This window comes from Fictibacillus phosphorivorans, assembly GCF_001629705.1.
Classification (GTDB): domain Bacteria; phylum Bacillota; class Bacilli; order Bacillales; family Fictibacillaceae; genus Fictibacillus; species Fictibacillus phosphorivorans_A.
Genome location: NZ_CP015378.1, coordinates 4,204,646 through 4,230,665, shown reverse-complemented (window position 1 = coordinate 4,230,665; position 26,020 = coordinate 4,204,646). Strand labels below are relative to the sequence as shown.

The window sequence follows — 26,020 nt, the reverse complement described above, 5'->3', positions numbered from 1 at the left end:
AAGGATAAGCCCTCGACCGATTAGTATCTGTCAGCTCCACGTGTCACCACGCTTCCACACCAGACCTATCAACCTCATCATCTCTAAGGGGTCTTACTCACTTGCGTGATGGGAAATCTCATCTTGAGGGGGGCTTCATGCTTAGATGCTTTCAGCACTTATCCCGTCCACACGTAGCTACCCAGCTATGCCCCTGGCGGAACAACTGGTACACCAGCGGTGTGTCCATCCCGGTCCTCTCGTACTAAGGACAGCTCCTCTCAAATTTCCTGCGCCCGCGACGGATAGGGACCGAACTGTCTCACGACGTTCTGAACCCAGCTCGCGTACCGCTTTAATGGGCGAACAGCCCAACCCTTGGGACCTACTTCAGCCCCAGGATGCGATGAGCCGACATCGAGGTGCCAAACCTCCCCGTCGATGTGGACTCTTGGGGGAGATAAGCCTGTTATCCCCAGGGTAGCTTTTATCCGTTGAGCGATGGCCCTTCCATGCGGAACCACCGGATCACTAAGCCCGACTTTCGTCCCTGCTCGACTTGTAGGTCTCGCAGTCAAGCTCCCTTGTGCCTTTACACTCTGCGAATGATTTCCAACCATTCTGAGGGAACCTTTGGGCGCCCCCGTTACTGTTTAGGAGGCGACCGCCCCAGTCAAACTGCCCACCTGACACTGTCTCCGAACCGGATTACGGTCCAAGGTTAGAATTTCAATACAGCCAGGGTAGTATCCCACCGACGCCTCCACCGAAGCTGGCGCTCCGGCTTCTCAGGCTCCTACCTATCCTGTACAAGCTGTACCAAAATCCAATATCAAGTTGCAGTAAAGCTCCATGGGGTCTTTCCGTCCTGTCGCGGGTAACCTGCATCTTCACAGGTACTATAATTTCACCGGGTCTCTCGTTGAGACAGTATCCAAGTCGTTACACCTTTCGTGCGGGTCGGAACTTACCCGACAAGGAATTTCGCTACCTTAGGACCGTTATAGTTACGGCCGCCGTTTACTGGGGCTTCAATTCAGAGCTTCTCCCAAAGGATAACCCCTCCTCTTAACCTTCCAGCACCGGGCAGGTGTCAGCCCCTATACTTCACCTTGCGGTTTCGCAGAGACCTGTGTTTTTGCTAAACAGTCGCTTGGATCTATTCACTGCGGCTCTCTCGGGCGATAAACCCTATCAGAGCACCCCTTCTCCCGAAGTTACGGGGTCATTTTGCCGAGTTCCTTAACGAGAGTTCTCCCGATCATCTTAGGATTCTCTCCTCGCCTACCTGTGTCGGTTTGCGGTACGGGCACCTCTTTCCTCACTAGAGGCTTTTCTTGGCAGTGTAGGATCAGGGACTTCGGTACTAAAATTTCCCTCGCCATCACAGCTCAGCCTTCATGTTGGGCGGATTTGCCTACCCAACAGCCTAACTGCTTAGACGCACTATTCCATCAGTGCGCTCACCCTACCTTACTGCGTCCCCCCATTGTTCAAACGGAAAGGAGGTGGTACAGGAATATCAACCTGTTATCCATCGCCTACGCTTTTCAGCCTCGGCTTAGGCCCCGACTAACCCTGAGCGGACGAGCCTTCCTCAGGAAACCTTAGGCTTTCGATGGACAAGATTCTCACTTGTCTTTCGCTACTCATACCGGCATTCTCACTTCAAAGCGCTCCACCAGTCCTTCCGGTCTGACTTCGCTGCACTTCGAACGCTCCCCTCCCCCTGTACCATACGGTACAAGCCATAGCTTCGGTGATACGTTTAGCCCCGTTACATTTTCGGCGCAGAGTCACTCGACCAGTGAGCTATTACGCACTCTTTAAATGGTGGCTGCTTCTAAGCCAACATCCTGGTTGTCTGGGCAACTCCACATCCTTTGCCACTTAACGTATACTTTGGGACCTTAGCTGATGGTCTGGGCTGTTTCCCTTTTGACTACGGATCTTATCACTCGCAGTCTGACTCCCGCGGATAATTCTCTGGCATTCGGAGTTTGACTGAATTCGGTAACCCTGTGGGGGCCCCTAGTCCAATCAGTGCTCTACCTCCAGGAATCTTGCCGCGAGGCTAGCCCTAAAGCTATTTCGGGGAGAACCAGCTATCTCCGTGTTCGATTGGCATTTCACCCCTACCCACACCTCATCCCCGCACTTTTCAACGTGCGTGGGTTCGGGCCTCCATTCAGTGTTACCTGAACTTCACCCTGGACATGGGTAGATCACACGGTTTCGGGTCTACGACCACGTACTATGTCGCCCTATTCAGACTCGCTTTCGCTGCGGCTCCGTCTTATCAACTTAACCTTGCACGGGATCGTAACTCGCCGGTTCATTCTACAAAAGGCACGCCGTCACCCGTTAATGGGCTCCGACTACTTGTAGGCACACGGTTTCAGGATCTGTTTCACTCCCCTTCCGGGGTGCTTTTCACCTTTCCCTCACGGTACTGGTTCACTATCGGTCACTAGGGAGTATTTAGCCTTGGGAGATGGTCCTCCCGGATTCCGACGGGGTTTCACGTGTCCCGCCGTACTCAGGATCCACTCAGGAGGGAACGAAGTTTCAGCTACAGGGCTGTTACCTTCTTCGGCTGGCCTTTCCAGACCACTTCACCTACTTCGTTCCTTTGTAACTCCGTATAGAGTGTCCTACAACCCCAGAGAGCAAGCTCTCTGGTTTGGGCTGATTCCGTTTCGCTCGCCGCTACTCAGGAAATCGCATTTGCTTTCTCTTCCTCCGGGTACTTAGATGTTTCAGTTCCCCGGGTCTGCCTTCTCATACCCTATGTATTCAGATATGGATACCATCCCATTACGGATGGTGGGTTCCCCCATTCGGAAATCCCCGGATCAATGCTTACTTACAGCTCCCCGAGGCATATCGGTGTTCGTCCCGTCCTTCTTCGGCTCCTAGTGCCAAGGCATCCACCGTGCGCCCTTTCTAGCTTAACCTTATATGATGTTTACACATCAAAGATTCTTGCTTGGCGCAGATTAGATAAATCTATCTGCCTTGCATATTGTTTGGATGTCGATATCTAGTTTTCAAAGAACATCTTGAAAGAACATAAGTTCCTTCAAAACTGAACAAAAGAAGAATAGGCGTACTTACGAAACACACGAAGGTGTTTCATAATCTCCATAGAAAGGAGGTGATCCAGCCGCACCTTCCGATACGGCTACCTTGTTACGACTTCACCCCAATCATCTGTCCCACCTTCGGCGGCTGGCTCCCAAAAGGGTTACCCCACCGACTTCGGGTGTTACAAACTCTCGTGGTGTGACGGGCGGTGTGTACAAGGCCCGGGAACGTATTCACCGCGGCATGCTGATCCGCGATTACTAGCAATTCCGGCTTCATGTAGGCGAGTTGCAGCCTACAATCCGAACTGAGAATGACTTTTTGGGATTGGCTTGGCCTCGCGGCTTCGCAACCCTTTGTATCATCCATTGTAGCACGTGTGTAGCCCAGGTCATAAGGGGCATGATGATTTGACGTCATCCCCACCTTCCTCCGGTTTGTCACCGGCAGTCACCTTAGAGTGCCCAACTGAATGCTGGCAACTAAGGTCAAGGGTTGCGCTCGTTGCGGGACTTAACCCAACATCTCACGACACGAGCTGACGACAACCATGCACCACCTGTCACTTTGTCCCCCGAAGGGGAAAGCTCTATCTCTAGAGTGGTCAAAGGATGTCAAGACCTGGTAAGGTTCTTCGCGTTGCTTCGAATTAAACCACATGCTCCACTGCTTGTGCGGGCCCCCGTCAATTCCTTTGAGTTTCAACCTTGCGGTCGTACTCCCCAGGCGGAGTGCTTAATGTGTTAACTTCAGCACTGAGGGTGGAACCCCCCAACACCTAGCACTCATCGTTTACGGCGTGGACTACCAGGGTATCTAATCCTGTTTGCTCCCCACGCTTTCGCGCCTCAGCGTCAGTTACAGGCCAAAAAGCCGCCTTCGCCACTGGTGTTCCTCCACATCTCTACGCATTTCACCGCTACACGTGGAATTCCACTTTTCTCTCCTGCACTCAAGTCTCCCAGTTTCCAATGACCCTCCACGGTTGAGCCGTGGGCTTTCACATCAGACTTAAGAGACCGCCTGCGCGCGCTTTACGCCCAATAATTCCGGATAACGCTTGCCACCTACGTATTACCGCGGCTGCTGGCACGTAGTTAGCCGTGGCTTTCTGGTTAGGTACCGTCAAGGTACGAGCAGTTACTCTCGTACTTGTTCTTCTCTAACAACAGAGCTTTACGACCCGAAGGCCTTCATCGCTCACGCGGCGTTGCTCGGTCAGGCTTTCGCCCATTGCCGAAGATTCCCTACTGCTGCCTCCCGTAGGAGTCTGGGCCGTGTCTCAGTCCCAGTGTGGCCGATCACCCTCTCAGGTCGGCTACGCATCGTCGCCTTGGTGAGCCGTTACCTCACCAACTAGCTAATGCGCCGCGGGCTCATCTGTAAGTGTCAGCCGAAACCGACTTTCAAAAAGAAGAAATGCTTCTTCTCTTATTATCCGGTATTAGCCCCGGTTTCCCGGAGTTATCCCCGTCTTACAGGCAGATTACCCACGTGTTACTCACCCGTCCGCCGCTAAATCAGAGGAGCAAGCTCCTCATCATTCGCTCGACTTGCATGTATTAGGCACGCCGCCAGCGTTCATCCTGAGCCAGGATCAAACTCTCCATAAAAGTGTTTGTCTTGCTCGATTTTAAAACTGACGGAATTAATTCTTAATTCCTTACCTATTTCTTTTGTTCAGTTTTCAAAGAACTGTGTGTTTCGTGCGCCGTTTTGTTTTGGCGACTTTAATAATATACCACGCTGAAGCGCTAGAGTCAATAGCTTTTTAAAACTTTTTCAAAAACATTTCATTGTGAAACATTTCATCGCGCTAACAGTTTGTAATGTGCTGTTTTCTAAGACAGCTTGATTAGTTTACCACGGTTACCAACCCGTGGCAATACCTAAATTTAAAAAACTTCTATCCTAGGATAGAAGCTCTTCTATAAACAGATCGTTACGATTTTTAAGTGCGATGATATCGCCGCTTTCCTCTAACTTAATCATTGGTCTGGTCGGTTGGCTTTCTTCTATAAATACGATCTCACCGATATCATAGTTTGTAAGTCTGACACGGCTGCCCACTGATAAAGTAGAAAGTCCGGCTAACATGGCTTGCATCACTTGATGATCAAATTTCCCAAACTGATCTTTCATCATCATCTCAAGCACCTTGAACGGAGATTGCTTGCTTCGGTAAGGTCGCTCAGCAGTCATGGCTAAGTAGACATCAGCAACCGCTAGAATTTTACTAAATGGATGAAGCTTATTTCCTTTTACTTTTAGAGGATAGCCTGATCCATCTGTTCGTTCGTGATGTTGAAGAACACCGAGAAGAACACCTTCTTTAATAGAGGGAATCTTTTTCAGCATGTTGTAGCCTTGAATCGTATGCTTCTTTACTTCATCATATTCAGCTGTTGTTAATGACCCGCTCTTTTTTAATAAAGTGGGCTGGACTTTTGCCATACCGCAATCGGACAGCACACCCGCTAGCCCGATCTGTATGCAGTCTCCACTAGAGAAGTTTAACTTTTTAGCTAAGAACGTGCTTAGGATACCTACAGCAATCGAATGGTGATACATATAATCAGCACTTGTAGCGTAGTGGTGCAGCAATAGGATCTCTTTCGGTACAGTCGATCCCATCTCTAATACAGGTAGAACACTCTGGCGTACTTCGAGCATATCGACAGGACTGCCAGATTGCCAGTTTGTGAACAGTTGTTTGTACCGTTTTACTGTTTGCATGTATAGCGCTGGAAAAGTGAGATCATCTTTCCCAGGCTTATGTATTTGGATTTGTTCTTCTGAAGTTGTCGCATCGCTTCTATTACTCAGTGGGTCTTTTACTCGTTGTGTTGTATTCATACCATACGATGATTCATTCAACACATCTATCTCATCGATTTGAAAACGAGTAAGTACGCGCAGATGCTCGGAATTCAATCTCGTGTTTTTATTGACGATCGGCTGATTCGTCATCGAGAAGACATCCTGAACCAGCATCTGCCCGGCCCTAGCTTGACTCGTTTTTATCTTCATACAAAAAAGCTCCTTTTATTTGGAAGGTCATAATTTTATTTTACATATAAAAAAGAGGAAAATGTAGATTCATTTTCCTCTTTTTAGAAATTATTCGTTATTCTCTTCGTTTGTATCTGTTTCTGGAGCTGTTGTTTCTTCAGCAGGTGCTATACCTTCTTCACCTTCTGTGATGATTGGGTTACCTTCTTCATCCAGCAACTCATCCGTTTCTTCTTCGCGTTCTACAACAGCTACTGTTGCTACGTGATTCGTATCATTCATGGTCATCAATCTAACACCTTGAGTGTTTCGTCCCATTTGGGAGATACCTGAGATGTTCATTCGAATGATGATTCCTTTTGCTGTAATGATCATGAGGTCTTCTTCATCCGTTACGGTCTTAAGCGTAACAACCGGACCGTTCTTTTCCGTGATGTTTACCGTTTTGATCCCTTTACCACCACGTGATTGAAGACGGTATTCACTCATAGGTGTACGTTTTCCGTAACCTCGGTCTGTAACGATTAGGATATCTTGAGTTTCATCTAAGACTTCCATACCTACAACTGCATCGTCATCGCCAAGAGTGATGGCTTTAACACCTGTTGCGGTTCTACCCATCGATCGAACATCTGTCTCTTGATAACGGATCGACATTCCTTGCTTCGTTCCGACGATGATATCTTTTGTTCCATCTGTTAAACGAACACCCATCAGCTCATCTTCTTCACGAAGGTTGATCGCGAAAAGACCACCTTTACGAATGTTGCTATATGCTGATAACGGAGAACGCTTCGTGATTCCTTGCTTCGTCATGAAGTTCAGGTAGATCTCATCACTTTCCATATCTTCTACAGGAATGACAGCAGAGATCGTTTCACCTTGCTCGATCTGCAGCAAGTTGATGATCGGGATACCTTTTGCTGTTCTTCCGTATTCAGGAATCTCGTAGCCTTTTAGCCTATAAGCCTTCCCTTTATTTGTGAAGAACAGGATATAGTTGTGTGTATTTGTCGTAAACAGCTGTTCAACAAAGTCATCCTCACTCGTGCCCATTCCTTGGATTCCTTTACCACCACGACGCTGTGAACGGTAAGTAGAAATCGGAAGGCGCTTGATATAGCCTTTGTTCGTTAATGTAATAACGATATTTGAACGAGGAATCAGATCTTCGTCTTCAATACTATTAAATCCTACAGAGATGATCGTACGTCTAGGGTTGTCGTACTTTTCTTTGATCTCGATAAGTTCTGTACGAATAATCTCAAGAATTCTTTGTTCATCTGCAAGAATCGCTCTCAATTCTGTAATCAAAGCAACCAGATCGTTGTATTCGTTCTCGATCTTATCTCGCTCTAAACCTGTTAAACGCTGCAATCTCATATCTAAGATCGCTTGAGATTGCTCGTAGCTTAGTTCAAACTTTTCCATTAAGCCTTCACGTGCAAGATCCGTTGTTCTTGATCCACGGATAAGTGCAATAACTTCATCAAGGTGATCAAGTGCGATACGAAGACCTTCTAGGATATGAGCTCTTGCTTCTGCTTTTTTAAGATCAAATTCCGTACGGCGACGGATGATGACTTGCTGATGCTTCAGATAATGATACAAACATTCTTTGATGTTAAGAACTTTTGGATGTCCATCAACAAGTGCAAGCATATTGATACCAAAGCTTGTCTGTAGAGCTGTCTGTTTATATAAATTGTTTAAAATAACATTGGCATTCGCATCACGGCGTATCTCCATCACGATGCGCATACCGTTACGGTCAGACTCATCACGAAGATCCGTGATCCCCTCGATCTTTTTATCACGAACGAGCTCAGCGATCTTTTCGATCAAACGAGCTTTATTAACTTGATAAGGAAGTTCCGTTACGATAATTGCCTGTTTTCCGCTAGGCATCTCTTCGATTTCTGCTTTTGCGCGGATAATGATAGAGCCTCTTCCAGTTGTGTAAGCTTTACGAATTCCTTCACGTCCTAGAATTTCACCTGCCGTTGGAAAGTCTGGACCTGGGATAATTTCCATCAGTTCAGGAATCGTGATATCCGGATTTTCACTCACTGCTAAAATACCGTCGATCACTTCACCTAATTGATGCGGCGGAATGTTCGTCGCCATACCAACCGCGATCCCCGCAGCACCGTTAACGAGCAAGTTCGGGAAACGAGCAGGTAATACAACCGGTTCTTGTTCAGATCCATCATAATTATCTTTGTAACCGATCGTGTCTTTGTTGATGTCACGCACCATTTCCATGGCGATCTTAGACATACGAGCTTCTGTGTAACGCATCGCTGCCGCTGCATCCCCATCGACCGAACCGAAGTTACCATGACCGTCGATCAGCATGTGGCGGAAGTTGAAATCTTGTGCCATACGAACCATCGTGTCGTATACAGCTGAGTCACCGTGTGGGTGATACTTACCGATTACTTCCCCAACGATACGAGCAGACTTTTTGTATGCTTTATCAGCCGTCATACCAAGGTCGTTCATCGCATAAAGAATACGTCTGTGAACAGGCTTTAATCCGTCACGCACATCTGGCAAAGCTCGGCTGACAATAACACTCATAGCATAATCCATGAATGATGCTTTCATTTCCGTACTAATATTAATTTCTTTAATCCGGGAACGTTCCATTTCAGACATTCATTCTACCTCCATAACCCTTTAGAACAGGTTTTTAAAGCCCCCTAATTTGGCGCTTAAACGCACCGAAACTGGACCTTGTCCAGCTTCAGTATCTTTTATGTTCAGCTTTCGCGGCGTAACCGCTAAGCATTTTATATGATGTTGTACTTTAACGTAACTGCTTAACGCATGCGTGCCTTGCTTAAATATCTAAGTTCGTCACATATTGTGCGTTTTCTTGGATGAAGTCACGGCGCGGTTCAACTTTGTCGCCCATTAAGATATCGAACGTTTCATCCGCTGCCATCGCATCTTTCATTTCAACCTGTAGCAATGTACGTGTCTCAGGATCCATTGTTGTTTCCCATAACTGAGATGGGTTCATCTCTCCTAGACCCTTGTAGCGTTGAAGCTGCGGCTTAGGAACTTGCGGAAGTTCAGCCAGCAATTTTTCAAGCTCTTTATCGTTGTAGGCATACTCGATACGCTTACCTTGCTGTATTTTATAAAGCGGTGGCTGTGCGATATAGATATAGCCGTGCTCAATGATCGGACGCATATATCTGAAAAAGAACGTTAGAAGCAACGTACGGATATGTGCACCATCGACATCGGCATCTGTCATGATGATGATCTTATGATAACGAGCTTTCGTAATATCGAACTCATCACCGATTCCTGTTCCTAGAGCAGTAATGATCGCACGAACCTCGTTATTAGAAAGAATCTTATCAAGTCGTGCTTTTTCAACGTTGATGATCTTACCGCGTAGTGGCAAGATCGCTTGGAAGTGACGGTCACGTCCTTGCTTAGCCGATCCACCGGCAGAGTCACCCTCAACCACATAGATCTCAGAGATGCTTGCATCTTTTGAAGAACAGTCTGCCAGTTTACCAGGCAACGACGATACTTCTAACGCACTCTTACGTCGTGTTAGTTCACGTGCTTTTTTAGCAGCAACACGCGCACGAAGTGCCATCATCCCTTTTTCAACGATCGATTTAGCAACGACCGGATTCTCTAGCATGAAAGATGAAAACGTCTCTGAGAAGATGGATTCTGTGATCTGTCTTGCTTCAGAGTTTCCGAGCTTCGTTTTCGTTTGCCCTTCGAACTGAGGATCAGGATGTTTGATCGAGATGATCGCTGTTAGACCTTCACGAACATCTTCACCCGTTAAGTTCGTATCGTTGTCTTTGAACAGATTGTTCTTACGGCCATAATCATTGATCACACGCGTAAGAGCTGTTTTGAACCCTGACTCGTGCGTACCGCCTTCATGTGTATTGATATTGTTCGCAAACGAATAGATGTTGCTTGCGTAGCTGTCGTTGTATTGGAACGCGATCTCAACCGAGATGCCGTCCTTTTCCCCTTCAACGAAGATCGGTTCTTCATGCAGCACTTCGCGCGTGCGGTTGATGTGCTCCACATAAGATTTGATCCCGCCTTCATAGTGGTATTCCTTAACGACTGGCTCTTCTCCACGCTTGTCTTCAGCGATGATGCGAAGACCACGGTTCAAATAAGCAAGTTCTCGAATACGGTTTGAGAGTGTAGGGAAATCATATTCTAATGATTCAGTAAAAATTTCAGGGTCTGGTTTGAAGTGAGTACGAGTACCTGTCTTGTCTGTTTCGCCGATCACTTTAAGATCTGCAGTCGGCACGCCGCGTTCGTAAGACTGATAATGCAGCTTACCATCACGAGATACGGTTACTTCAAGCATCGTGGATAAAGCGTTAACTACTGAGGCACCAACACCATGCAGTCCGCCTGATACTTTGTAACCTCCACCGCCAAATTTTCCTCCGGCATGGAGAACCGTCATGATAACTTCTAGAGCTGGTCTTCCCATCTTTTCATGCATACCTACTGGGATTCCACGTCCGTTATCTTCTACCGTGATGCTGTTATCTTCTTCGATCGTAATTCGGATCGTGTCACAATAACCTGCTAGGGCTTCATCGATCGAGTTATCGACGATCTCCCATACTAGATGATGAAGACCGCGTACGTTCGTAGCACCGATATACATCCCTGGACGTTTACGGACGGCTTCAAGACCTTCGAGTACCTGGATATTACTTTCATCATAATTTTGCTGTTGTTCTAACTGTTGTTCAGTCGTCAATTCGTTCACCTTCATTCCGGTTTAAAAACGCTTTATTTATAAAACCTTTATTTTATATTCCAGCCATTTTCAAGTTCGAGGCGATCAGAGGCTCTCTTTTTTAACGTAGAGGCAGAAAGAGGAGATAGATAGATCGTTTTATCTGTAATGATTACGGATTTTGCAGCATTTCCGCTTAAATCGGTCAATGTCTGATTGTTCTCATGCTTTTTAAGAAACTCTAAAGCTAACTCAGAAGCCTTTAACGCATTGATATCCAATATCGCCAACACATCTTTTGAATGAATGACTTCTTCATCACCTAAATGCAAAAGCAATGTCCTCACCTCATTTCAAACGTTCTATAGAGCCTGCATGAACTTTGTAAGTTGCGGCTTTCTCGAGTGTTTCGTGGTGTATCCCTTCCACACTAGTCGTTGTAACAAAGGTTTGTACTTTACCTTGAATCGTATTTAAAAGATGTGATTGTCTGAAATCGTCTAGTTCAGATAACACATCGTCCAACAATAGGATCGGGTATTCCCCGACTTCTGAATAGATCAGATCGATCTCAGCGAGTTTCAAAGATAGAGCAGTCGTTCTCTGTTGTCCTTGAGATCCGAATGTCTGCACGTCTTTTCCGTTCACTGAAAAAAGCAGATCGTCCCGATGAGGACCAAATAAAGAAGTTCCTCGGTCAATCTCTTTTTCTTTTATTTTACCAAACTTCAGATGAAACGCTTCTATCATTTTCGACAAGTCGAGCTCATCACATACCTCTATAGTCGGTTTGTAATGAATTTTTAACGTTTCCAACCCCCTGGATATCCCATGATGGATCGGTTCTGCCCAACTTTGAAGTTTCTCCATGTATTTCATGCGTTTCAACGTCACTCTGGCTGCTTTATCAATAAGCTGTTCGGTTAAGATCTCGAGCATCGTCATGTTCTGCTGACTTTTGTTGCGATACATCTCTCTTAATAAAGAGTTTCGCTGAGACAAAATCTTTTGGTACACAGAAAGGTCATTTAAATAAACCGCGTTCACTTGGCCAATCTCCATGTCAATAAAACGACGACGCACCTGTGGACTGCCTTTTACAAGATTAAGATCCTCAGGTGCAAACATAACCACATTTAGATGTCCAACGTAATCGGTCAACCGGCGTTGTTCGATGCGGCTGATTTTCGCTTTTTTTCCTTTTTGTGAGATGACGAGACTTAAATCAAAAGAACTGTTTCTCTTTTTGATGCTACCCTCTATTTTAGCATATTCTTCGTCCCAAGATATCAACTCTTTATCTTTTGCTGTCCGATAGGATCGTGCCATGGCCAAAACATAGATCGATTCCATAACATTTGTTTTTCCTTGTGCATTCTCACCTAGAAAAACGTTGACCTTATTTTCGAACTCGAGAGACTGTTCTTTATAGTTTCTGTAGTTCCTAAGCTGAAGCTTTTCGATATGCAAAGGGATACCCCCTATTCCGTTGTTACCTTAAACTCTCCTACTTCTGGAATGGACACGACATCACCCGCATATAGTTTCTTACCTCGGCGTGTTTCATGTTCTCCGTTCACAAGAACTTCATGTTCTGCTAAATACCATTTTACCATTCCTCCCGATTGGATGACATCGGTAGTTTTCAACAGTTGTTGAAGAGTGATGAATTCGGTGTTGATCTTAACGTTTTCCATTTTTAAAAAACCTCCTGGTTGTTTCTTATTGCTTTGAAAGTGATTGATTTCCGCTCCAGGTTGCTCGCTTTCCGTGGGGCAGGCGGTGAGCCCCTTGCCGCTTTGCGCCCCTAAGGGTCTCACCTGACCGCTAGTCCCACAGGAGTCTCGCACCTTCTGCTCCAATCAATTTGTCATAGAAGAAAAAGAGAAAAATAAATAACAAAATAAAATAATTAAAACCTGTTAGTCTTAGTTTCTCCAAAAAACGATGGACTTAGAAAGAAAAGAAAGCCACCGGTGATTCCGGCAGCTTTATATTTTAGTAAGTTCTTACAGGTAGAATTAATTGGCGGATCGAATCGTCGGATACGGGTTGGATAAGAAACGGTCTCATCGCCCCTGTAAACAGGATGCTGATCTCTGTGCAATCCATAACTTTTAGAGCTTCCATCACATATTTTGCGTTGAATGAGATCTTCAGCTCTTCTCCTTCAATTTCCTCTGCGATCATGTGTTCAAATACTTTACCGATCTCTGGGGAATTTGATGAAAGTTCGATTGTTTGGTTATCGAGTGTTGCCAGTTTCACGACGTTGTTTCTTCCTTCTCTTGCTAATAAAGAAGCACGGTCGATCGCTTGTAAGAATTCTTTTGTCTTCAGGACGAAAGTTGTTTTGCTCTCCGAAGGAATCAATTTTGATGTATCCGGATAGTTGCCATCTAATAGTCTTGAGAACAATAAGATGTTTTTAGCTTTGAACAAGATCTGATTGTTCGTTACAACGATCTGTACTTTTTCAGCATTTTCATCAAGAATCTTCGAAAGTTCGTTCAAACTCTTTCCTGGAATCACGACGTTCTGAAAAGAAAGCTCTTCACTTTGAGAATCGATCGGCATTTTACGTTCAGCCAAACGATGACTATCTGTTGCAATACAGTTTAGAACACCATCAGTTAACGTCCAGTTAACACCAGTTAGGATAGGGCGTGTTTCTGAGGTGGACACCGCAAAGACAGTTTGACGAATCATTGCTTTTAGAAGATCACTTTGAATCTCAAACACTAAGTTCTCTTCGATTTGAGGTAATCTCGGGTATTCTTCAGGGTCTAATCCTAAAAGGCTGAATTCAGAAGCGCCTGAACGAAGAGTCGTTTCAAAACGCTCACCTACTTCAATCTCAACAGAATCATTCGGAAGTTTTTTAACGATCTCTGAAAAATAACGAGCTGGAAGTACTACGCTTCCTTCTTGTTTCACTTCGATATGTACAAGATCTCCTTCTTCAACCGGTATCAGTCGTTCAATGGAAATATCAGAATCACTACCAGTCAGATGAACACCGTCATAGGTTACTTCCATTTTGATCCCCGTTAGAATCGGTATTGTTGTTCTTGAAGATACAGCTTTCATTACATCTTGAACAGCTTCGATCAACTGGTTTAATTGAATCTTAACTTTCATTATTTTGCCCCCCTGATATTTATTAAAATCTTTTAAAAAAATAGTAGTAATAGTACTAGGCGCTGTGAATGTGTGGATAACCCTAGAAAACAAAGATAGAACAGCCTATCCACATGTGGACAGACTGTGTATAAAGTAACTGCAGTTATTCACAGTATTCAGTGCTACTTATTTAATTCGATTTCAGCTGATCGTGAATTTCTTGCACTTTTCTTTGTAAAACATGATCCGTAATCAGCATAGTAGAGATCTTTTCATGAGCATGAAGGACCGTTGTATGGTCGCGACCTCCAAATTCCTCACCGATCTTAGGTAAAGAATTATCGGTTAGCTCACGAGAAAGATACATCGCGATCTGTCTAGGAAAAGCAACAGACTTTGTTCGTTTCTTTGCTGTAAAATCTTCTAACTTTACATTGTAATGCTTACCAACTACTTCTTGTATGTGATGAATAGTGAGTGTTCTTGGTTTTGCAGAAGGAATAATGTCTCGAAGTGCTTCTGCTGCAAGATCTGCATTCATATCTTGGTTGATGAGAGACGAATAAGCAACAACACGAATGAGTGCTCCTTCTAGTTCTCTAATGTTCGTATCGATCTGATTCGCTATATAAAGCATCACTTCGTTTGGAATATCAAGTCCTTCTGCTTTTGCTTTTTTACGTAGAATCGCAATACGCGTTTCTAAGTCAGGAGGTGTGATATCCGTAATAAGTCCCCATTCAAATCGAGAACGAAGTCTGTCTTCTAATGTCGGAATCTCCTTTGGAGGTCGATCACTAGAGATAACAATCTGCTTGCTTTCTTCATGAAGCGCGTTAAACGTATGGAAAAATTCCTCTTGCGTTTGTTCTTTTCCTGCAAGGAACTGAATATCATCTATTAAAAGCACGTCCACGCTGCGAAATTTGTTGCGAAACTCAACGGTTTTATTGTCACGAATCGAATTGATGAACTCGTTCGTGAATTTTTCTGAGGACAGGTAAACAACCTTCGCCCCAGGATTATGTTCTAATACATAATGGCCGATCGCATGCATAAGATGCGTTTTTCCTAAACCAACGCCCCCATAAATAAATAGCGGGTTGTAAGCTTTTGCTGGTGCTTCAGCAACAGCTAATGAAGCGGCATGAGCAAAACGGTTTCCAGAGCCGATAACGAATCGGTCAAACGTATATTTCGGATTCAACATACTTTGGGAAACTTCTTCGTGAGGCTCATTTGCTGCTTTTGGGGCTTTTTTCATGGAAAGTTCCAGATCTAAGTCTAGTTCTGTCTGATTTTGTGGAATGATGAACTTTACGTCAAGTGCTGCTCCTGTTACGTCTAGGAGCGTCTCTGAAATGATACCTGCATATCTGGATTCCAGCCAGTCACGGGCAAACTCATTTGGCGCAGTAATGACGAGCGTATCATTTTGTAAAGCATGAGCCGTTGTTGATTTTAACCAAGTCTCAAAGCTAGGCTTACTGACTTTTGTTTCGATCGCAGCAAGTGCTTTGGACCATAGGTCGTTTATGTTTTCCAACCAATTTACCCCCCTTATCTCTTTCGAATCATCCTATTTCAGCAGTCATTTCCCTGGTGTATAAGAATTGTACACCCAGTGAATACCTATGAATAAAAATAAAAAGTCCACACCTTATGTGAATGATAATTAATATAGTAGATAATAGGATTATGAACAGTAAAACCTTATCTGTGGACAACCTTTATAACAGCTTTTGAAACCTGTCCACAAGTTTATCCACAGGTTGTGAATAACTTTATTAGTGTTGCAGGTTGTTAACGAGTTAAAACACAACTAGCATATCAAAAATAATCAGGCTTGGCAACGAGTTATTGTTACTTATCCACAACGCCCATACCTTGTGTAGAAAAGTTGTCCACAACACTAGATTTTGTGTAAAACGTGTCGATAATTGGTGTGGATAATGAAAACCATGTCGAAAAAGATGTCCACAGGTTAGGTCGTGAAGTTTTTGGTGAAGCTTGTAGAAGGATTATTATGGAGCTATTGTTGTCCTGTGATAATTGGGAAGCTGTAGTGGATCGTCAGCTCTGCAAACTTTCTTTGGTGTGATTTTAAAAGAGTGTTTTGTTTTTTATTTACTTCTTTGGTTTGTTGATTGGAATGGAGGGTGCGAGACTCCTGCGGGACAAGCTGTCAGGTGAGACACTTAAGGGCGCATAGCGGCAAGTGGCTCACCGCCTGCCCCGCGGAAAGCGAGTAGCCTGGAATGGAAATCAACTACTTTCAAGAACTTCACTAGCATTTCGAAACAGACATCCTCACTTTCAAAGGCAAAAAACTTGCAAAAAAACACAAAGATAAAATCCAGCTTGACAAAATTAAGGGTCAGTCATTATACTTTATTAGACTGTCTTTTATAAGAGATATCCTCAGGGAGGTGTAATATACATGAAACCTACATTTCAACCGAACAACCGTAAGCGTAAGAAGGTACATGGTTTCCGTGCACGTATGGCTACTAAGAACGGTCGTAAAGTTCTAGCTCGCCGTCGTCAAAAGGGAAGAAAAGTGTTATCCGCATAGGCCACTGACATCAGTGGTCTTTTTTTACTTTTATAGAGAGAATTTTGCTCACTCCGAGTCCGTATTTTCTGTACGAAGGCGTTTTTTCGAAGTTAATGGTTTTATATGAACCAAACAGGCCGATACTGGGTGATGATCGCTACAAAAGACTTTGGAATGAGATTGCATAATTGATGGAGTGTTAAATGAATGAAGAAAGAACAACGCATCAAAAAAAATGAGGAATTTCAAGAAGTCTTCAAAAAAGGAAAATCAACGGCTAATCGCCAATTTGTAATATACAGTTTAAGAAAAGAAGACCAGCCTGTTTTTCGAATCGGACTTTCTGTCAGCAAAAAAGTTGGAAAAGCCGTTACGAGAAACAGAATTAAACGATCGGTTAAAGAAATCTTCCATAAATATAGTGAACAGCTTCTTTCAGGCAGGGATTACGTGGTTATCGCGAGAATACCTACTGCTAACATGGACTTTCACGAGATGGAAAAAAGTCTGCTTCATGTTTTGAACAGAGCGAATGTTTTAAAAAAGAGGGTGTAAAAAAAATGAGGTCCTTATTTATAGGGATTATTCGTTTTTACCAGCTATGGATTTCTCCGCTAACACCGCCTTCATGCCGCTTTTATCCGACCTGCTCGCATTACGGTATAGAAGCTTTCAGGCGTCACGGTGTATTTAAAGGAATGTGGCTAACTTTTGTCAGAATTTCAAAGTGCCATCCTTTTCATCCCGGAGGCGTTGACCTCGTGCCTGAAAAAAGGGACAATAAATAATTGAGATAAGATTTATGATTTTAAGGAGGATAAGAGTGTGCGTAAGAAAATAGGTTTACTGATTGCCCTTTTCGCACTCATGGCTGTCCTATCTGGATGTGGATCGATGAATGATCCTATTACTAGTGACAGCACTGGAATTTGGGACACATATTTTGTATATCCGTTATCATGGTTGATCACATACTTTGCGACCCTAACTGGTGAAAACTACGGATTAGCGATCATTATTGTTACATTAATCATCCGTACTGCGCTTCTTCCATTAATGATTAAGCAAACACGCAGTTCAAAAGCGATGCAAGAGATCCAACCTGAAATTCAAAAGCTTCGCGAAAAGTACAAGTCTAAAGATGCAAACACACAACAGAAATTACAGCAAGAAACGATGGCTTTATTCCAGAAGAACGGAGTTAACCCGCTTGCTGGTTGTTTACCTTTATTGATTCAAATGCCGATTCTTTTAGGTTTCTACCACGCGATCATGCGTACGGGTGAAATCGCGAACCATAATTTCCTTTGGTTTGACTTAGGAGATCCGGATCCATTTTATATCTTACCGTTAGTAGCCGGTTTAACGACATTCTTACAACAAAAGATCATGATGGGTGGAATGGATAATCCAAACCCACAGATGAAGATGCTTTTATACATCATGCCAGTAATGATCGTTGTGTTTGCGATTAATTTCCCAGCTGCACTATCTCTATATTGGGTGATCGGTAACATATTTATGATTGGACAGACATATTTCATTACGACCCCAATGAAAAAGAAAGAAAACCAAGTTGATGGGGGAGCTAAAAAGTGAAAAAGGTACAGGTAACAGGGAAAACGGTTGAAGAAGCAGTAGCAGCAGCACTAGAACAACTTCAGACTTCAAAAGATCAAGTAGAGATATCCGTTCTAGAAGATTCCAAAAAAGGTTTCTTTGGACTTGGCGGGAAGCCAGCAGTTGTTGAAGTAACAGTGAAAGCTGATCCTGTTAAATCCGCGATCGACTACCTAGAGGATGTTACATCCAAAATGGGAGTGCCCGTTACCATCACACAGCGACAGGAAAATGATCATCTTGTGCTGGATTTATCCGGTGACAAAATTGCGATTTTAATTGGAAAACGTGGACAAACGCTTAATGCGCTTCAGCTTTTAACGAATATGGTTGCAAACTCTGATCCTGCAAGCAAGCATGTGAAAATTGTGCTTGATGCTGAAAACTATCGTACCAGAAGACAAGAATCACTCGAGCGTTTAGCCGAGCATTCTGCACAAAAGGTGTTTTTCACAAAGAAAAGCTTTGCTTTTGAGCCGATGCCTGCCAACGAACGAAAAGTGATTCATTTAGCACTCAAAGAAAACAGAGATGTTGAGACTACGTCTGAGGGGGTAGAACCTTTTCGTAAGGTCGTAATCCGCCCGACATCCTCAAGCAAAAGATAAAAAAAGCTTCAGAGGCTATCCTCTGAAGCTTTTTGTTTGGGTCCATCAACTAACAAATACCGATACAACCACGCATTTTAGTCGATCACGCGAGCACATTTATGCTCGTTAATAAGCTTTATTTCAGCCTCGTTTTCTTTACTGTGAGGACATTATGCGATACACTATTTTTTATTGTGGATATTTATGTCCATTTTTTATAAGAACCTTATCACAGTAAGTATTTAAGGCCATACTAAAGGTAATTTATATAGAGCGTAAGAAAGAGGAAAGCCGAGGTGAAACAACAATGGAATTTGACACGATAACAGCGATCTCCACACCTATGGGAGAAGGAGCCATCGCCATCGTTCGGTTGAGCGGACCTGACGCAGTGTCCATTGCAGATAAAGTTTATAGTGGGACAAAACGTCTCTCTGAAGTTGATACACATACAATTCATTACGGAAAATTGATCGACCCGAAACTCGATCAAGCGGTAGAAGAAGTTATGATCAGTGTGATGCGTGCTCCACGAACGTTTACGCGGGAAGATGTTGTTGAGATCAACTGTCATGGAGGATTAGTTTCTGTAAATAGAGTCCTTCAATTGATTCTTCAGCAAGGAGCGCGCTTAGCGGAGCCAGGAGAATTTACGAAGCGAGCATTCTTAAATGGAAGAATCGATCTTTCTCAAGCGGAAGCAGTCATGGATCTGATTCGAGCGAAGACAGACCGAGCGATGAATGTTGCCCTCAACCAGATGGAAGGGCGTTTATCTTCTCTCGTCATGCGTCTTAGACAAACTCTTTTAGAAACGATCGCCCATGTAGAAGTGAACATCGATTATCCAGAGTATGACGCAGAAGAGATGACTCATGCTTTATTGAATAACAATCTGCTCACTGTAAAAAAAGAAGTTGAATCAATATTGCAGACGGCAAGTCAAGGTAAGATCCTTCGTGAAGGATTGTCTACGGCGATCATCGGAAGACCGAATGTAGGTAAGTCATCGCTCATGAATGCACTCGTTCATGAGAATAAAGCGATCGTTACGGATATTGCTGGAACAACACGTGACGTTATCGAAGAGTACGTGAACGTTAGAGGCGTGCCGTTACGTTTGGTGGATACAGCGGGAATTCGTGAGACAGAAGACATCGTAGAAAAGATCGGTGTTGAAAAGTCGCGGAAAGTACTAAAAGAAGCAGATTTGATTCTTCTTGTTATCAATGGGAATGAAGTGCTCTCACATGAAGATGAGAACTTGTTCCGTGCAGCTGAAGGACTAGATAAGATCGTAATTATTAATAAAACAGATCTTGAAATGAAAGTAGACTTGGACCGAATAAAGGAACTTGCAGAGAACTCACCTGTAATCGCAACCTCATTAGTAAAAGAAGAGGGAATTGATGAACTAGAGCAAGCGATCGCAAACTTGTTCTTTGCAGGCGGCATCGAAGCGCAAGACTTAACATACGTATCTAACTCTAGGCACATCGCACTTCTTCAGCAGACGATTCATCATATTGATGAGGCACTCGGCGGCATTGAAGCGGATCTACCTATAGATATGGTACAAATCGATATTACAAGAGCTTGGGAGATACTTGGGGAAATCGTAGGAGACACGGTTTCAGAGAGTCTGATCGACCAATTGTTCTCTCAATTTTGTTTAGGAAAATAAAAAAAGGAGGTAAAAACGATGGGATATAAAGCAGATACGTTTGATGTGATCGTAGTCGGTGCTGGACATGCGGGTGTTGAAGCAGCACTTGCTTCTGCACGTATGGGTGCTAAAACATTATGTTTAACATTGAACTTAGATACAGTCGCCTATATGCCGTGTAATCCGTCAGTAGGCGGACCGGCTAAAGGGATCGTCGTTCGTGAAGTTGACGCACTCGGCGGAGAGATGGCGCGCAACATCGACAAGACACATATTCAAATGCGTATGCTGAACACAGGTAAAGGCCCAGCGGTACGTGCGCTGCGCGCGCAAGCGGATAAATATCTGTATCAGCATGAAATGAAAAAAACGATGGAAAACACAGAGAACCTTACGTTGCGTCAAGGGATGGTAGAGCGTCTGATCATCGAAGACGGTGAATGTAGAGGGGTAATCACAAAAACCGGAGCAGAGTACGCGGCAAAAGCGGTCGTACTTACAACCGGAACGTACTTAAGAGGGAAGATCATCATCGGAGAACTCGCATATGAGAGCGGCCCGAACAACATGGCTCCTTCTATCAACTTGTCATATCATCTGCAAGAGTTAGGCTTTGATATGGTGCGTTTCAAAACAGGAACACCTCCGCGTGTTAACAGCAAGACGATTGATTATTCAAAAACAGAAATTCAGCCTGGTGACGATGTACCTCGTGCTTTTTCTTATGAAACAACAGAGTACATCACAGATCAGCTTCCTTGCTGGCTAACGTATACAGGTGAAGAGACGCATCAGTTGATCAACGGAAACCTTCATCGTTCACCGATGTATTCCGGAATGATCGAAGGTACTGGACCGAGATATTGTCCATCGATCGAGGATAAGATTGTCCGTTTCAATGATAAGCCAAGACATCAGATCTTCTTAGAGCCTGAAGGACGCAATACAGAAGAAGTATACGTTCAAGGTCTTTCAACAAGTCTTCCGGAAGATGTGCAGAAACGAATTTTAGCAACGATTCCTGGTCTTGAAAAAGCAGAGTTGATGCGTGCAGGATATGCGATTGAGTATGATGCGATCGTTCCAACTCAACTTTGGCCATCTCTTGAGACGAAGCGCGTGAACGGTCTATTTACAGCTGGACAACTGAACGGAACGAGCGGATATGAAGAGGCAGCGGGTCAAGGACTTATGGCGGGAATCAACGCAGCGTTAAAAGTTCAAGATAAAGAGCCTCTTGTGCTTGATCGTTCAGAAGCGTACATCGGAGTTTTGATCGACGACTTGATCACAAAAGGAACGAACGAACCTTATCGCCTTCTAACATCGCGTGCAGAGTACCGTTTACTTCTTAGACACGATAACGCAGATTTGCGATTAACGAAAAAAGGTCATGAAATCGGACTGATACCACAAGATCGTTACGAACGCTTTGAAGAGAAGAAAGCGTTAATTGCGCAGGAAATAGATCGACTTGAGCATGTTTCGATCAAACCGAGTGAAATCGTGCAGCAAGTTCTTGCAGAGTCACAATCGACTCCGTTAAAAGAACCGATGTCAGCGGCTAACTTGTTAAAGCGCCCTGAAATCACATATCCAGTCATTCATAAGCTTGTCCCAGCTGAAACAGCATTGCCAGAGACAGTGATGGAGCAGGTAGAGATCCAAGTGAAATATGCTGGATATATTGATAAACAGCTCGCACAAGTTGAAAAGATGCGCAAGATGGAAAACAAGAAGCTTCCCGTAGATCTTGATTACATGGCAATCAATGGACTAGCGACAGAAGCGAAACAAAAACTTCACGAAGTTCGGCCTCTTTCTGTAGGGCAGGCATCACGTGTATCAGGGGTAAACCCAGCAGATATCTCGATTCTGTTGATCTATCTCGAACAAGGTAAACTGGCGAAGATCGCCCGTTGAGGGGGAACGTGAAAATCATGAATATCGAATTGTTTCAAACTTCCTTAAAAGAAAAGGGAGTCGACTTATCTGAAAAGCAGCTTTCACAGTTTGAAACGTATTATAACTTGCTCGTTGAGTGGAACGAAAAAATGAACCTTACAGCGATCACAGAAAAAGAAGAAGTGTATTTAAAACACTTTTATGATTCTGTGACGGCAGGTTTTTATTTTGACTTTAGTCAAGACATCACGGTGTGTGATGTTGGGGCTGGAGCAGGATTCCCAGCTATTCCACTTAAGATTGCATTCCCAGAGATCAAGCTAACTGTCGTTGATTCTCTGAATAAACGCATCGGCTTCTTACAGCATGTTGTAGATGAACTTGGTTTAGAAGAAGTGTCTCTTTATCATGACCGTGCAGAAACTTTTGCTCACCGTCCGGAGTTCAGACAAACGTTCGATCTTGTGACAGCTCGTGCGGTTGCTAGACTATCGGTACTCTCCGAACTCTGTCTGCCACTCGTGAAAATTGGTGGACACTTCTTAGGAATGAAAGGTGCTAACCTTCCTGAAGAAGTGAGAGACGGAGAAAAAGCGGTCAAACTTTTAGGCGGTAAAGTAAAAGATATTCATTCGTTCGTATTACCGATCGAGGAGAGCGAACGCAATATCATTGTCATTGATAAAGTAAAAGAAACACCAAAGAAATTTCCGCGTAAACCAGGAACACCAAACAAATCTCCTATTTCATAATCTTAGGCTGTGTTTCTATGTGAAACACAGCTGTTACATAAAAGAAAGATTTTTACAGACTTGCAGGATTATTGAACTAGAGAGAAGAATTAGTTAACAGGCAGATTACAAAAGGTGGTGTATTCGCATGAAGCATCCTTTTTCACGTTTATTCGGCATCGGCGAAAAGAGCCAGCAAACCTTAGATCCAGAACCAGCTGAAAAAAACGACAACGAAGAAGTACTTCAACTTCCGGTTCAAAGAATCATACCCAACCGGTTTCAGCCTCGTACGGTTTTTATAGATGAACGAATTGAAGAGTTATCACAGACGATTGAAGCTCACGGAATCATTCAGCCCATCGTTGTTCGAGGTATCGGCGACGACAAATACGAGCTGATCGCGGGCGAACGTAGGTGGCGTGCTGTCCAAAAGCTTGGATGGGAAAAGATCCCGGCAATCATAAAAGAGATGGACGACTCTCAAACGGCTTCTGTAGCACTTATTGAGAACCTTCAGCGAGAAGAGTTGACAGCTATCGAAGAAGCGATGGCATATGCTAAGCTTCTAGAACTGCACGGACTCACACAAGAAGGCCTTGCTCAAAAGTTGGGTAAAGGTCAGTCTACGATTGCGAACAAGCTGCGTCTGTTAAAGCTTCCGCAGTCTATTCAAGATGCCCTTTTGCAGAAAAAAGTAACAGAACGTCATGCTCGTGCATTGATCGTTTTGAAATCTCCTGAAAAGATGGAGGCCGTTCTTCAAGAAATCATCGAAAAGCAATTGAATGTGAAGCAGACGGAAGAACGTGTGAAACGAATGATCGAATCTGAGACAGCAGAAAAGAAACCTCAGTCACGCCGAAAATCGTATAGCAAAGATATGCGACTTGCGATCAACACGGTAAGACAATCGGTAGACATGGTCGTACAAAGCGGACTTTCTATCGATACAGAAGAAGAAGAGCACGAGGAGTTCTATCAGTTCACGATTCGTATTCCCAAAAAATAAAAAGAGAAGGCCATCAGCTTGAATGGGAGCTGGTGGTTTTTTATTTTTTTGTTTATGTGTTTGAGAATGATTTTTACATCTTCCTTGAAAAGTTGATTGGAGAGTAAGGTGCGAGACTCCTGCGGGACAGGCGGGCAGGTGAGACACTTAAAAGTGAAACGTTACGAATGTGGCTCACCGCCTGCCCCGCGGAAAGCGAGCACCTGGAACGGAAATCAACTACTTACAAAAGCAACAGGGATTCGTAAAAAGTCTTTAAAAATAATTCAGCTAAAAATACTTTTTTCTATAATTCCGTACGTCATTTTATTTTCTTCGTGATAGAATAATAGATAATGAATGTTTTTAAGTGAGGTAGGTGACAACGTGGCCAAGACCATTGCAGTAGCCAACCAGAAAGGCGGAGTCGGAAAAACGACTACGTCGGTCAACCTTGGTGCATGCTTAGCATATTTCGGTAAAAAAGTATTGCTCGTAGACATAGATCCTCAAGGGAACGCAACAAGTGGCGTAGGTGTAGATAAAGGAGATATCGACCAGTGTATCTACAATGTTCTTGTCGAGGATGTAGAAGTAAAAGACGTGATCGTCGAGACCATCTGTGAAGGTTTACATATCCTCCCGTCGACGATACAGCTTGCTGGAGCTGAGATCGAACTCGTACCAACGATCTCTCGAGAAGTCCGTTTGAAAAGAGCGTTAGAAAAGGTAAGTGCCAATTACGATTTTATTATTATTGATTGTCCGCCATCATTAGGACTGCTTACCATCAACTCATTAACAGCTTCTGACTCAGTCATCATACCTGTTCAGTGCGAGTATTACGCGCTAGAAGGTTTAAGTCAGCTTTTAAACACAGTACGACTTGTACAAAAACATTTAAATACTGATCTGATGATTGACGGTGTGCTGCTTACCATGCTGGATGCACGTACAAACTTAGGAATTCAAGTCATTGAAGAAGTAAAAAAATATTTTCAAGATAAAGTGTATGAAACCATCATACCAAGAAACGTTAGACTATCAGAAGCGCCGAGTCACGGGAAACCGATCATCATCTATGATCCTAAATCCCGAGGTGCTGATGTTTATTTAGATTTTGCGAAGGAAGTGATCGGCATTGGTGAAAGGGTTAGGTAAAGGGCTGCATGCCTTCTTTCCTCCAACAGAAGCAGGGGAAGAAGAGCAGATTAAAGAAGTCAGTATATCAGAGCTAAGGCCAAATCCGTATCAGCCTCGAAAAGTTTTTGACCAAAAAGCCATTGAAGAACTAAAAGAATCCATTATCGAACATGGCATTCTTCAACCCATTGTTGTACGAAAAAGTATTAAAGGATTTGAAATTGTTCTTGGGGAAAGACGATTCCGCGCTGCTTCAGAAGCCGGATTGAAAGTGATCCCCGTAATCGTAAAAGATTACGACGAACAAAAAATGATGGAAGTTGCTCTGATCGAGAACTTACAGCGTGAAGATCTGAATCCTGTTGAAGAGGCTCAAGCGTATCAGAAGCTGATGGAACACTTAAAACTAACACAAGAAGAGTTAGCTACTCGTGTTGGAAAGAGTCGTCCTCACATTGCAAACCATATTCGTTTGCTTCAGCTACCAAAGCCTGTTCTTGAACTCTTATCGAACGGACAAATATCAATGGGGCATGGACGAGCATTGCTGGGTCTTAAGAAAAAGACGAAGATGCAGCTTGTCGTTGACCGGGTAATCAATGAAAACTTAAATGTGAGACAGCTTGAAAAATTAATCTCTGATATTAATATGAATGTTTCACGTGGAACAAAGAAAAAAACAGTCCCAGCGAACGTTTTCTTCCAAGAAAAAGAATCATCTTTACGCGATCGATTTGGCACTTCAGTTTCGATTAAAAAATCAAAACGAAAAGGAAAGATCGAGATCGAATTCTTTTCACAAGATGACCTGGAACGAATTTTAGAACTGTTAGAAAAGTAAGCAGAAAACCATCGCTAAG

Annotated in this window: 19 protein-coding genes and 2 rRNA genes; 11 read left to right on the top strand and 10 right to left on the bottom strand. The window is 43.7% G+C overall.

Annotation, left to right across the window (positions count from 1 at the left end):
• From ABE65_RS21360 to dnaA, 10 genes are all read right to left on the bottom strand, one after another.
• Positions 1-2,936 (bottom strand): 23S ribosomal RNA (locus ABE65_RS21360).
• Positions 2,937-3,129: 193 nt separating this feature from the next.
• Positions 3,130-4,679: ribosomal RNA gene (locus tag ABE65_RS21355) — 16S ribosomal RNA — on the bottom strand.
• The 16S and 23S rRNA genes sit together here, the layout of an rRNA operon.
• 298 nt (positions 4,680-4,977) lie before the next feature.
• Complete coding sequence (locus tag ABE65_RS21350; RefSeq protein WP_066399577.1) at positions 4,978-6,096, bottom strand: HD-GYP domain-containing protein; 1,119 nt, start codon at positions 6,094-6,096, stop codon at positions 4,978-4,980.
• Between the two features lie 90 nt (positions 6,097-6,186).
• Complete coding sequence (gene gyrA / locus ABE65_RS21345) at positions 6,187-8,739, bottom strand: DNA gyrase subunit A (RefSeq protein WP_066399575.1); 2,553 nt, start codon at positions 8,737-8,739, stop codon at positions 6,187-6,189.
• A gap of 184 nt (positions 8,740-8,923) precedes the next feature.
• Entirely contained in the window at positions 8,924-10,870 is a 1,947-nt protein-coding gene (gene gyrB / locus ABE65_RS21340; protein WP_066399573.1) for a DNA topoisomerase (ATP-hydrolyzing) subunit B, read from the bottom strand.
• A 32-nt stretch (positions 10,871-10,902) separates the two neighbouring features.
• The gene (remB, locus tag ABE65_RS21335) at positions 10,903-11,172 is read right to left on the bottom strand and encodes an extracellular matrix regulator RemB (RefSeq protein WP_066399572.1); all 270 of its coding nucleotides are present in this window, start codon (positions 11,170-11,172) and stop codon (positions 10,903-10,905) included.
• 10 nt (positions 11,173-11,182) lie between these two features.
• On the bottom strand, positions 11,183-12,304 hold the full coding sequence (recF, locus tag ABE65_RS21330; RefSeq protein ID WP_066399570.1) for a DNA replication/repair protein RecF: 1,122 nt from the start codon (positions 12,302-12,304) through the stop codon (positions 11,183-11,185).
• Positions 12,305-12,315: 11 nt separating this feature from the next.
• The gene (yaaA, locus tag ABE65_RS21325; RefSeq protein WP_066399568.1) at positions 12,316-12,531 is read right to left on the bottom strand and encodes a S4 domain-containing protein YaaA; all 216 of its coding nucleotides are present in this window, start codon (positions 12,529-12,531) and stop codon (positions 12,316-12,318) included.
• 301 nt (positions 12,532-12,832) lie between these two features.
• On the bottom strand, positions 12,833-13,975 hold the full coding sequence (dnaN, locus tag ABE65_RS21320; RefSeq protein WP_066399565.1) for a DNA polymerase III subunit beta: 1,143 nt from the start codon (positions 13,973-13,975) through the stop codon (positions 12,833-12,835).
• A gap of 172 nt (positions 13,976-14,147) precedes the next feature.
• Positions 14,148-15,503: a chromosomal replication initiator protein DnaA gene (dnaA, locus tag ABE65_RS21315; protein ID WP_066399562.1), complete on the bottom strand. Its 1,356-nt coding sequence runs from the start codon at positions 15,501-15,503 to the stop codon at positions 14,148-14,150.
• 894 nt (positions 15,504-16,397) lie between these two features.
• Here dnaA and rpmH point away from each other — a divergent pair.
• From rpmH to ABE65_RS21265, 11 genes are all read left to right on the top strand, one after another.
• Entirely contained in the window at positions 16,398-16,532 is a 135-nt protein-coding gene (gene rpmH, locus ABE65_RS21310; RefSeq protein ID WP_007201576.1) for a 50S ribosomal protein L34, read from the top strand.
• Positions 16,533-16,721: 189 nt separating this feature from the next.
• Positions 16,722-17,069, top strand: a complete 348-nt coding sequence (rnpA, locus tag ABE65_RS21305; protein WP_066399560.1) for a ribonuclease P protein component — start codon at positions 16,722-16,724, stop codon at positions 17,067-17,069.
• Positions 17,070-17,074: 5 nt separating this feature from the next.
• Positions 17,075-17,302 (top strand): membrane protein insertion efficiency factor YidD, encoded by a 228-nt coding sequence (yidD, locus tag ABE65_RS21680; protein ID WP_082861542.1) that lies wholly within the window; start codon positions 17,075-17,077, stop codon positions 17,300-17,302.
• A gap of 37 nt (positions 17,303-17,339) precedes the next feature.
• Positions 17,340-18,113, top strand: coding sequence for a YidC family membrane integrase SpoIIIJ (gene spoIIIJ, locus ABE65_RS21300; RefSeq protein WP_066399557.1), 774 nt, complete (start codon positions 17,340-17,342; stop codon positions 18,111-18,113).
• The gene (gene jag, locus ABE65_RS21295) at positions 18,110-18,742 is read left to right on the top strand and encodes an RNA-binding cell elongation regulator Jag/EloR (RefSeq protein ID WP_066399554.1); all 633 of its coding nucleotides are present in this window, start codon (positions 18,110-18,112) and stop codon (positions 18,740-18,742) included. Before spoIIIJ ends, jag begins: the two co-directional genes overlap by 4 nt.
• Positions 18,743-19,031: 289 nt before the next feature.
• On the top strand, positions 19,032-20,408 hold the full coding sequence (gene mnmE / locus ABE65_RS21290) for a tRNA uridine-5-carboxymethylaminomethyl(34) synthesis GTPase MnmE (RefSeq protein WP_066399552.1): 1,377 nt from the start codon (positions 19,032-19,034) through the stop codon (positions 20,406-20,408).
• A gap of 18 nt (positions 20,409-20,426) precedes the next feature.
• A complete protein-coding gene (mnmG, locus tag ABE65_RS21285; RefSeq protein WP_066399549.1) occupies positions 20,427-22,313 on the top strand; it encodes a tRNA uridine-5-carboxymethylaminomethyl(34) synthesis enzyme MnmG in 1,887 nt (628 codons plus the stop codon).
• Between the two features lie 17 nt (positions 22,314-22,330).
• Positions 22,331-23,047: a 16S rRNA (guanine(527)-N(7))-methyltransferase RsmG gene (gene rsmG / locus ABE65_RS21280; RefSeq protein ID WP_066399548.1), complete on the top strand. Its 717-nt coding sequence runs from the start codon at positions 22,331-22,333 to the stop codon at positions 23,045-23,047.
• 127 nt (positions 23,048-23,174) lie between these two features.
• Positions 23,175-24,038: a nucleoid occlusion protein gene (noc, locus tag ABE65_RS21275; RefSeq protein ID WP_066399545.1), complete on the top strand. Its 864-nt coding sequence runs from the start codon at positions 23,175-23,177 to the stop codon at positions 24,036-24,038.
• A 366-nt stretch (positions 24,039-24,404) separates the two neighbouring features.
• Positions 24,405-25,178: a ParA family protein gene (locus ABE65_RS21270; protein ID WP_066399544.1), complete on the top strand. Its 774-nt coding sequence runs from the start codon at positions 24,405-24,407 to the stop codon at positions 25,176-25,178.
• Entirely contained in the window at positions 25,159-26,001 is an 843-nt protein-coding gene (locus ABE65_RS21265) for a ParB/RepB/Spo0J family partition protein (RefSeq protein ID WP_066399543.1), read from the top strand. Before ABE65_RS21270 ends, ABE65_RS21265 begins: the two co-directional genes overlap by 20 nt.
• The last annotated feature ends 19 nt before the right edge of the window (positions 26,002-26,020 follow it).

Coding starts and splice junctions, on each gene's coding strand:
- yaaA (WP_066399568.1), bottom strand. CDS start 12,531: ATGGAAAACGTTAAGATCAACACCGAATTCATCACTCTTCAACAACTG.
- yidD (WP_082861542.1), top strand. CDS start 17,075: ATGAGGTCCTTATTTATAGGGATTATTCGTTTTTACCAGCTATGGATT.
- mnmG (WP_066399549.1), top strand. CDS start 20,427: ATGGGATATAAAGCAGATACGTTTGATGTGATCGTAGTCGGTGCTGGA.
- mnmE (WP_066399552.1), top strand. CDS start 19,032: ATGGAATTTGACACGATAACAGCGATCTCCACACCTATGGGAGAAGGA.
- rsmG (WP_066399548.1), top strand. CDS start 22,331: ATGAATATCGAATTGTTTCAAACTTCCTTAAAAGAAAAGGGAGTCGAC.
- gyrA (WP_066399575.1), bottom strand. CDS start 8,739: ATGTCTGAAATGGAACGTTCCCGGATTAAAGAAATTAATATTAGTACG.
- dnaN (WP_066399565.1), bottom strand. CDS start 13,975: ATGAAAGTTAAGATTCAATTAAACCAGTTGATCGAAGCTGTTCAAGAT.
- noc (WP_066399545.1), top strand. CDS start 23,175: ATGAAGCATCCTTTTTCACGTTTATTCGGCATCGGCGAAAAGAGCCAG.
- rnpA (WP_066399560.1), top strand. CDS start 16,722: ATGAAGAAAGAACAACGCATCAAAAAAAATGAGGAATTTCAAGAAGTC.
- rpmH (WP_007201576.1), top strand. CDS start 16,398: ATGAAACCTACATTTCAACCGAACAACCGTAAGCGTAAGAAGGTACAT.
- ABE65_RS21350 (WP_066399577.1), bottom strand. CDS start 6,096: ATGAAGATAAAAACGAGTCAAGCTAGGGCCGGGCAGATGCTGGTTCAG.
- gyrB (WP_066399573.1), bottom strand. CDS start 10,870: ATGAAGGTGAACGAATTGACGACTGAACAACAGTTAGAACAACAGCAA.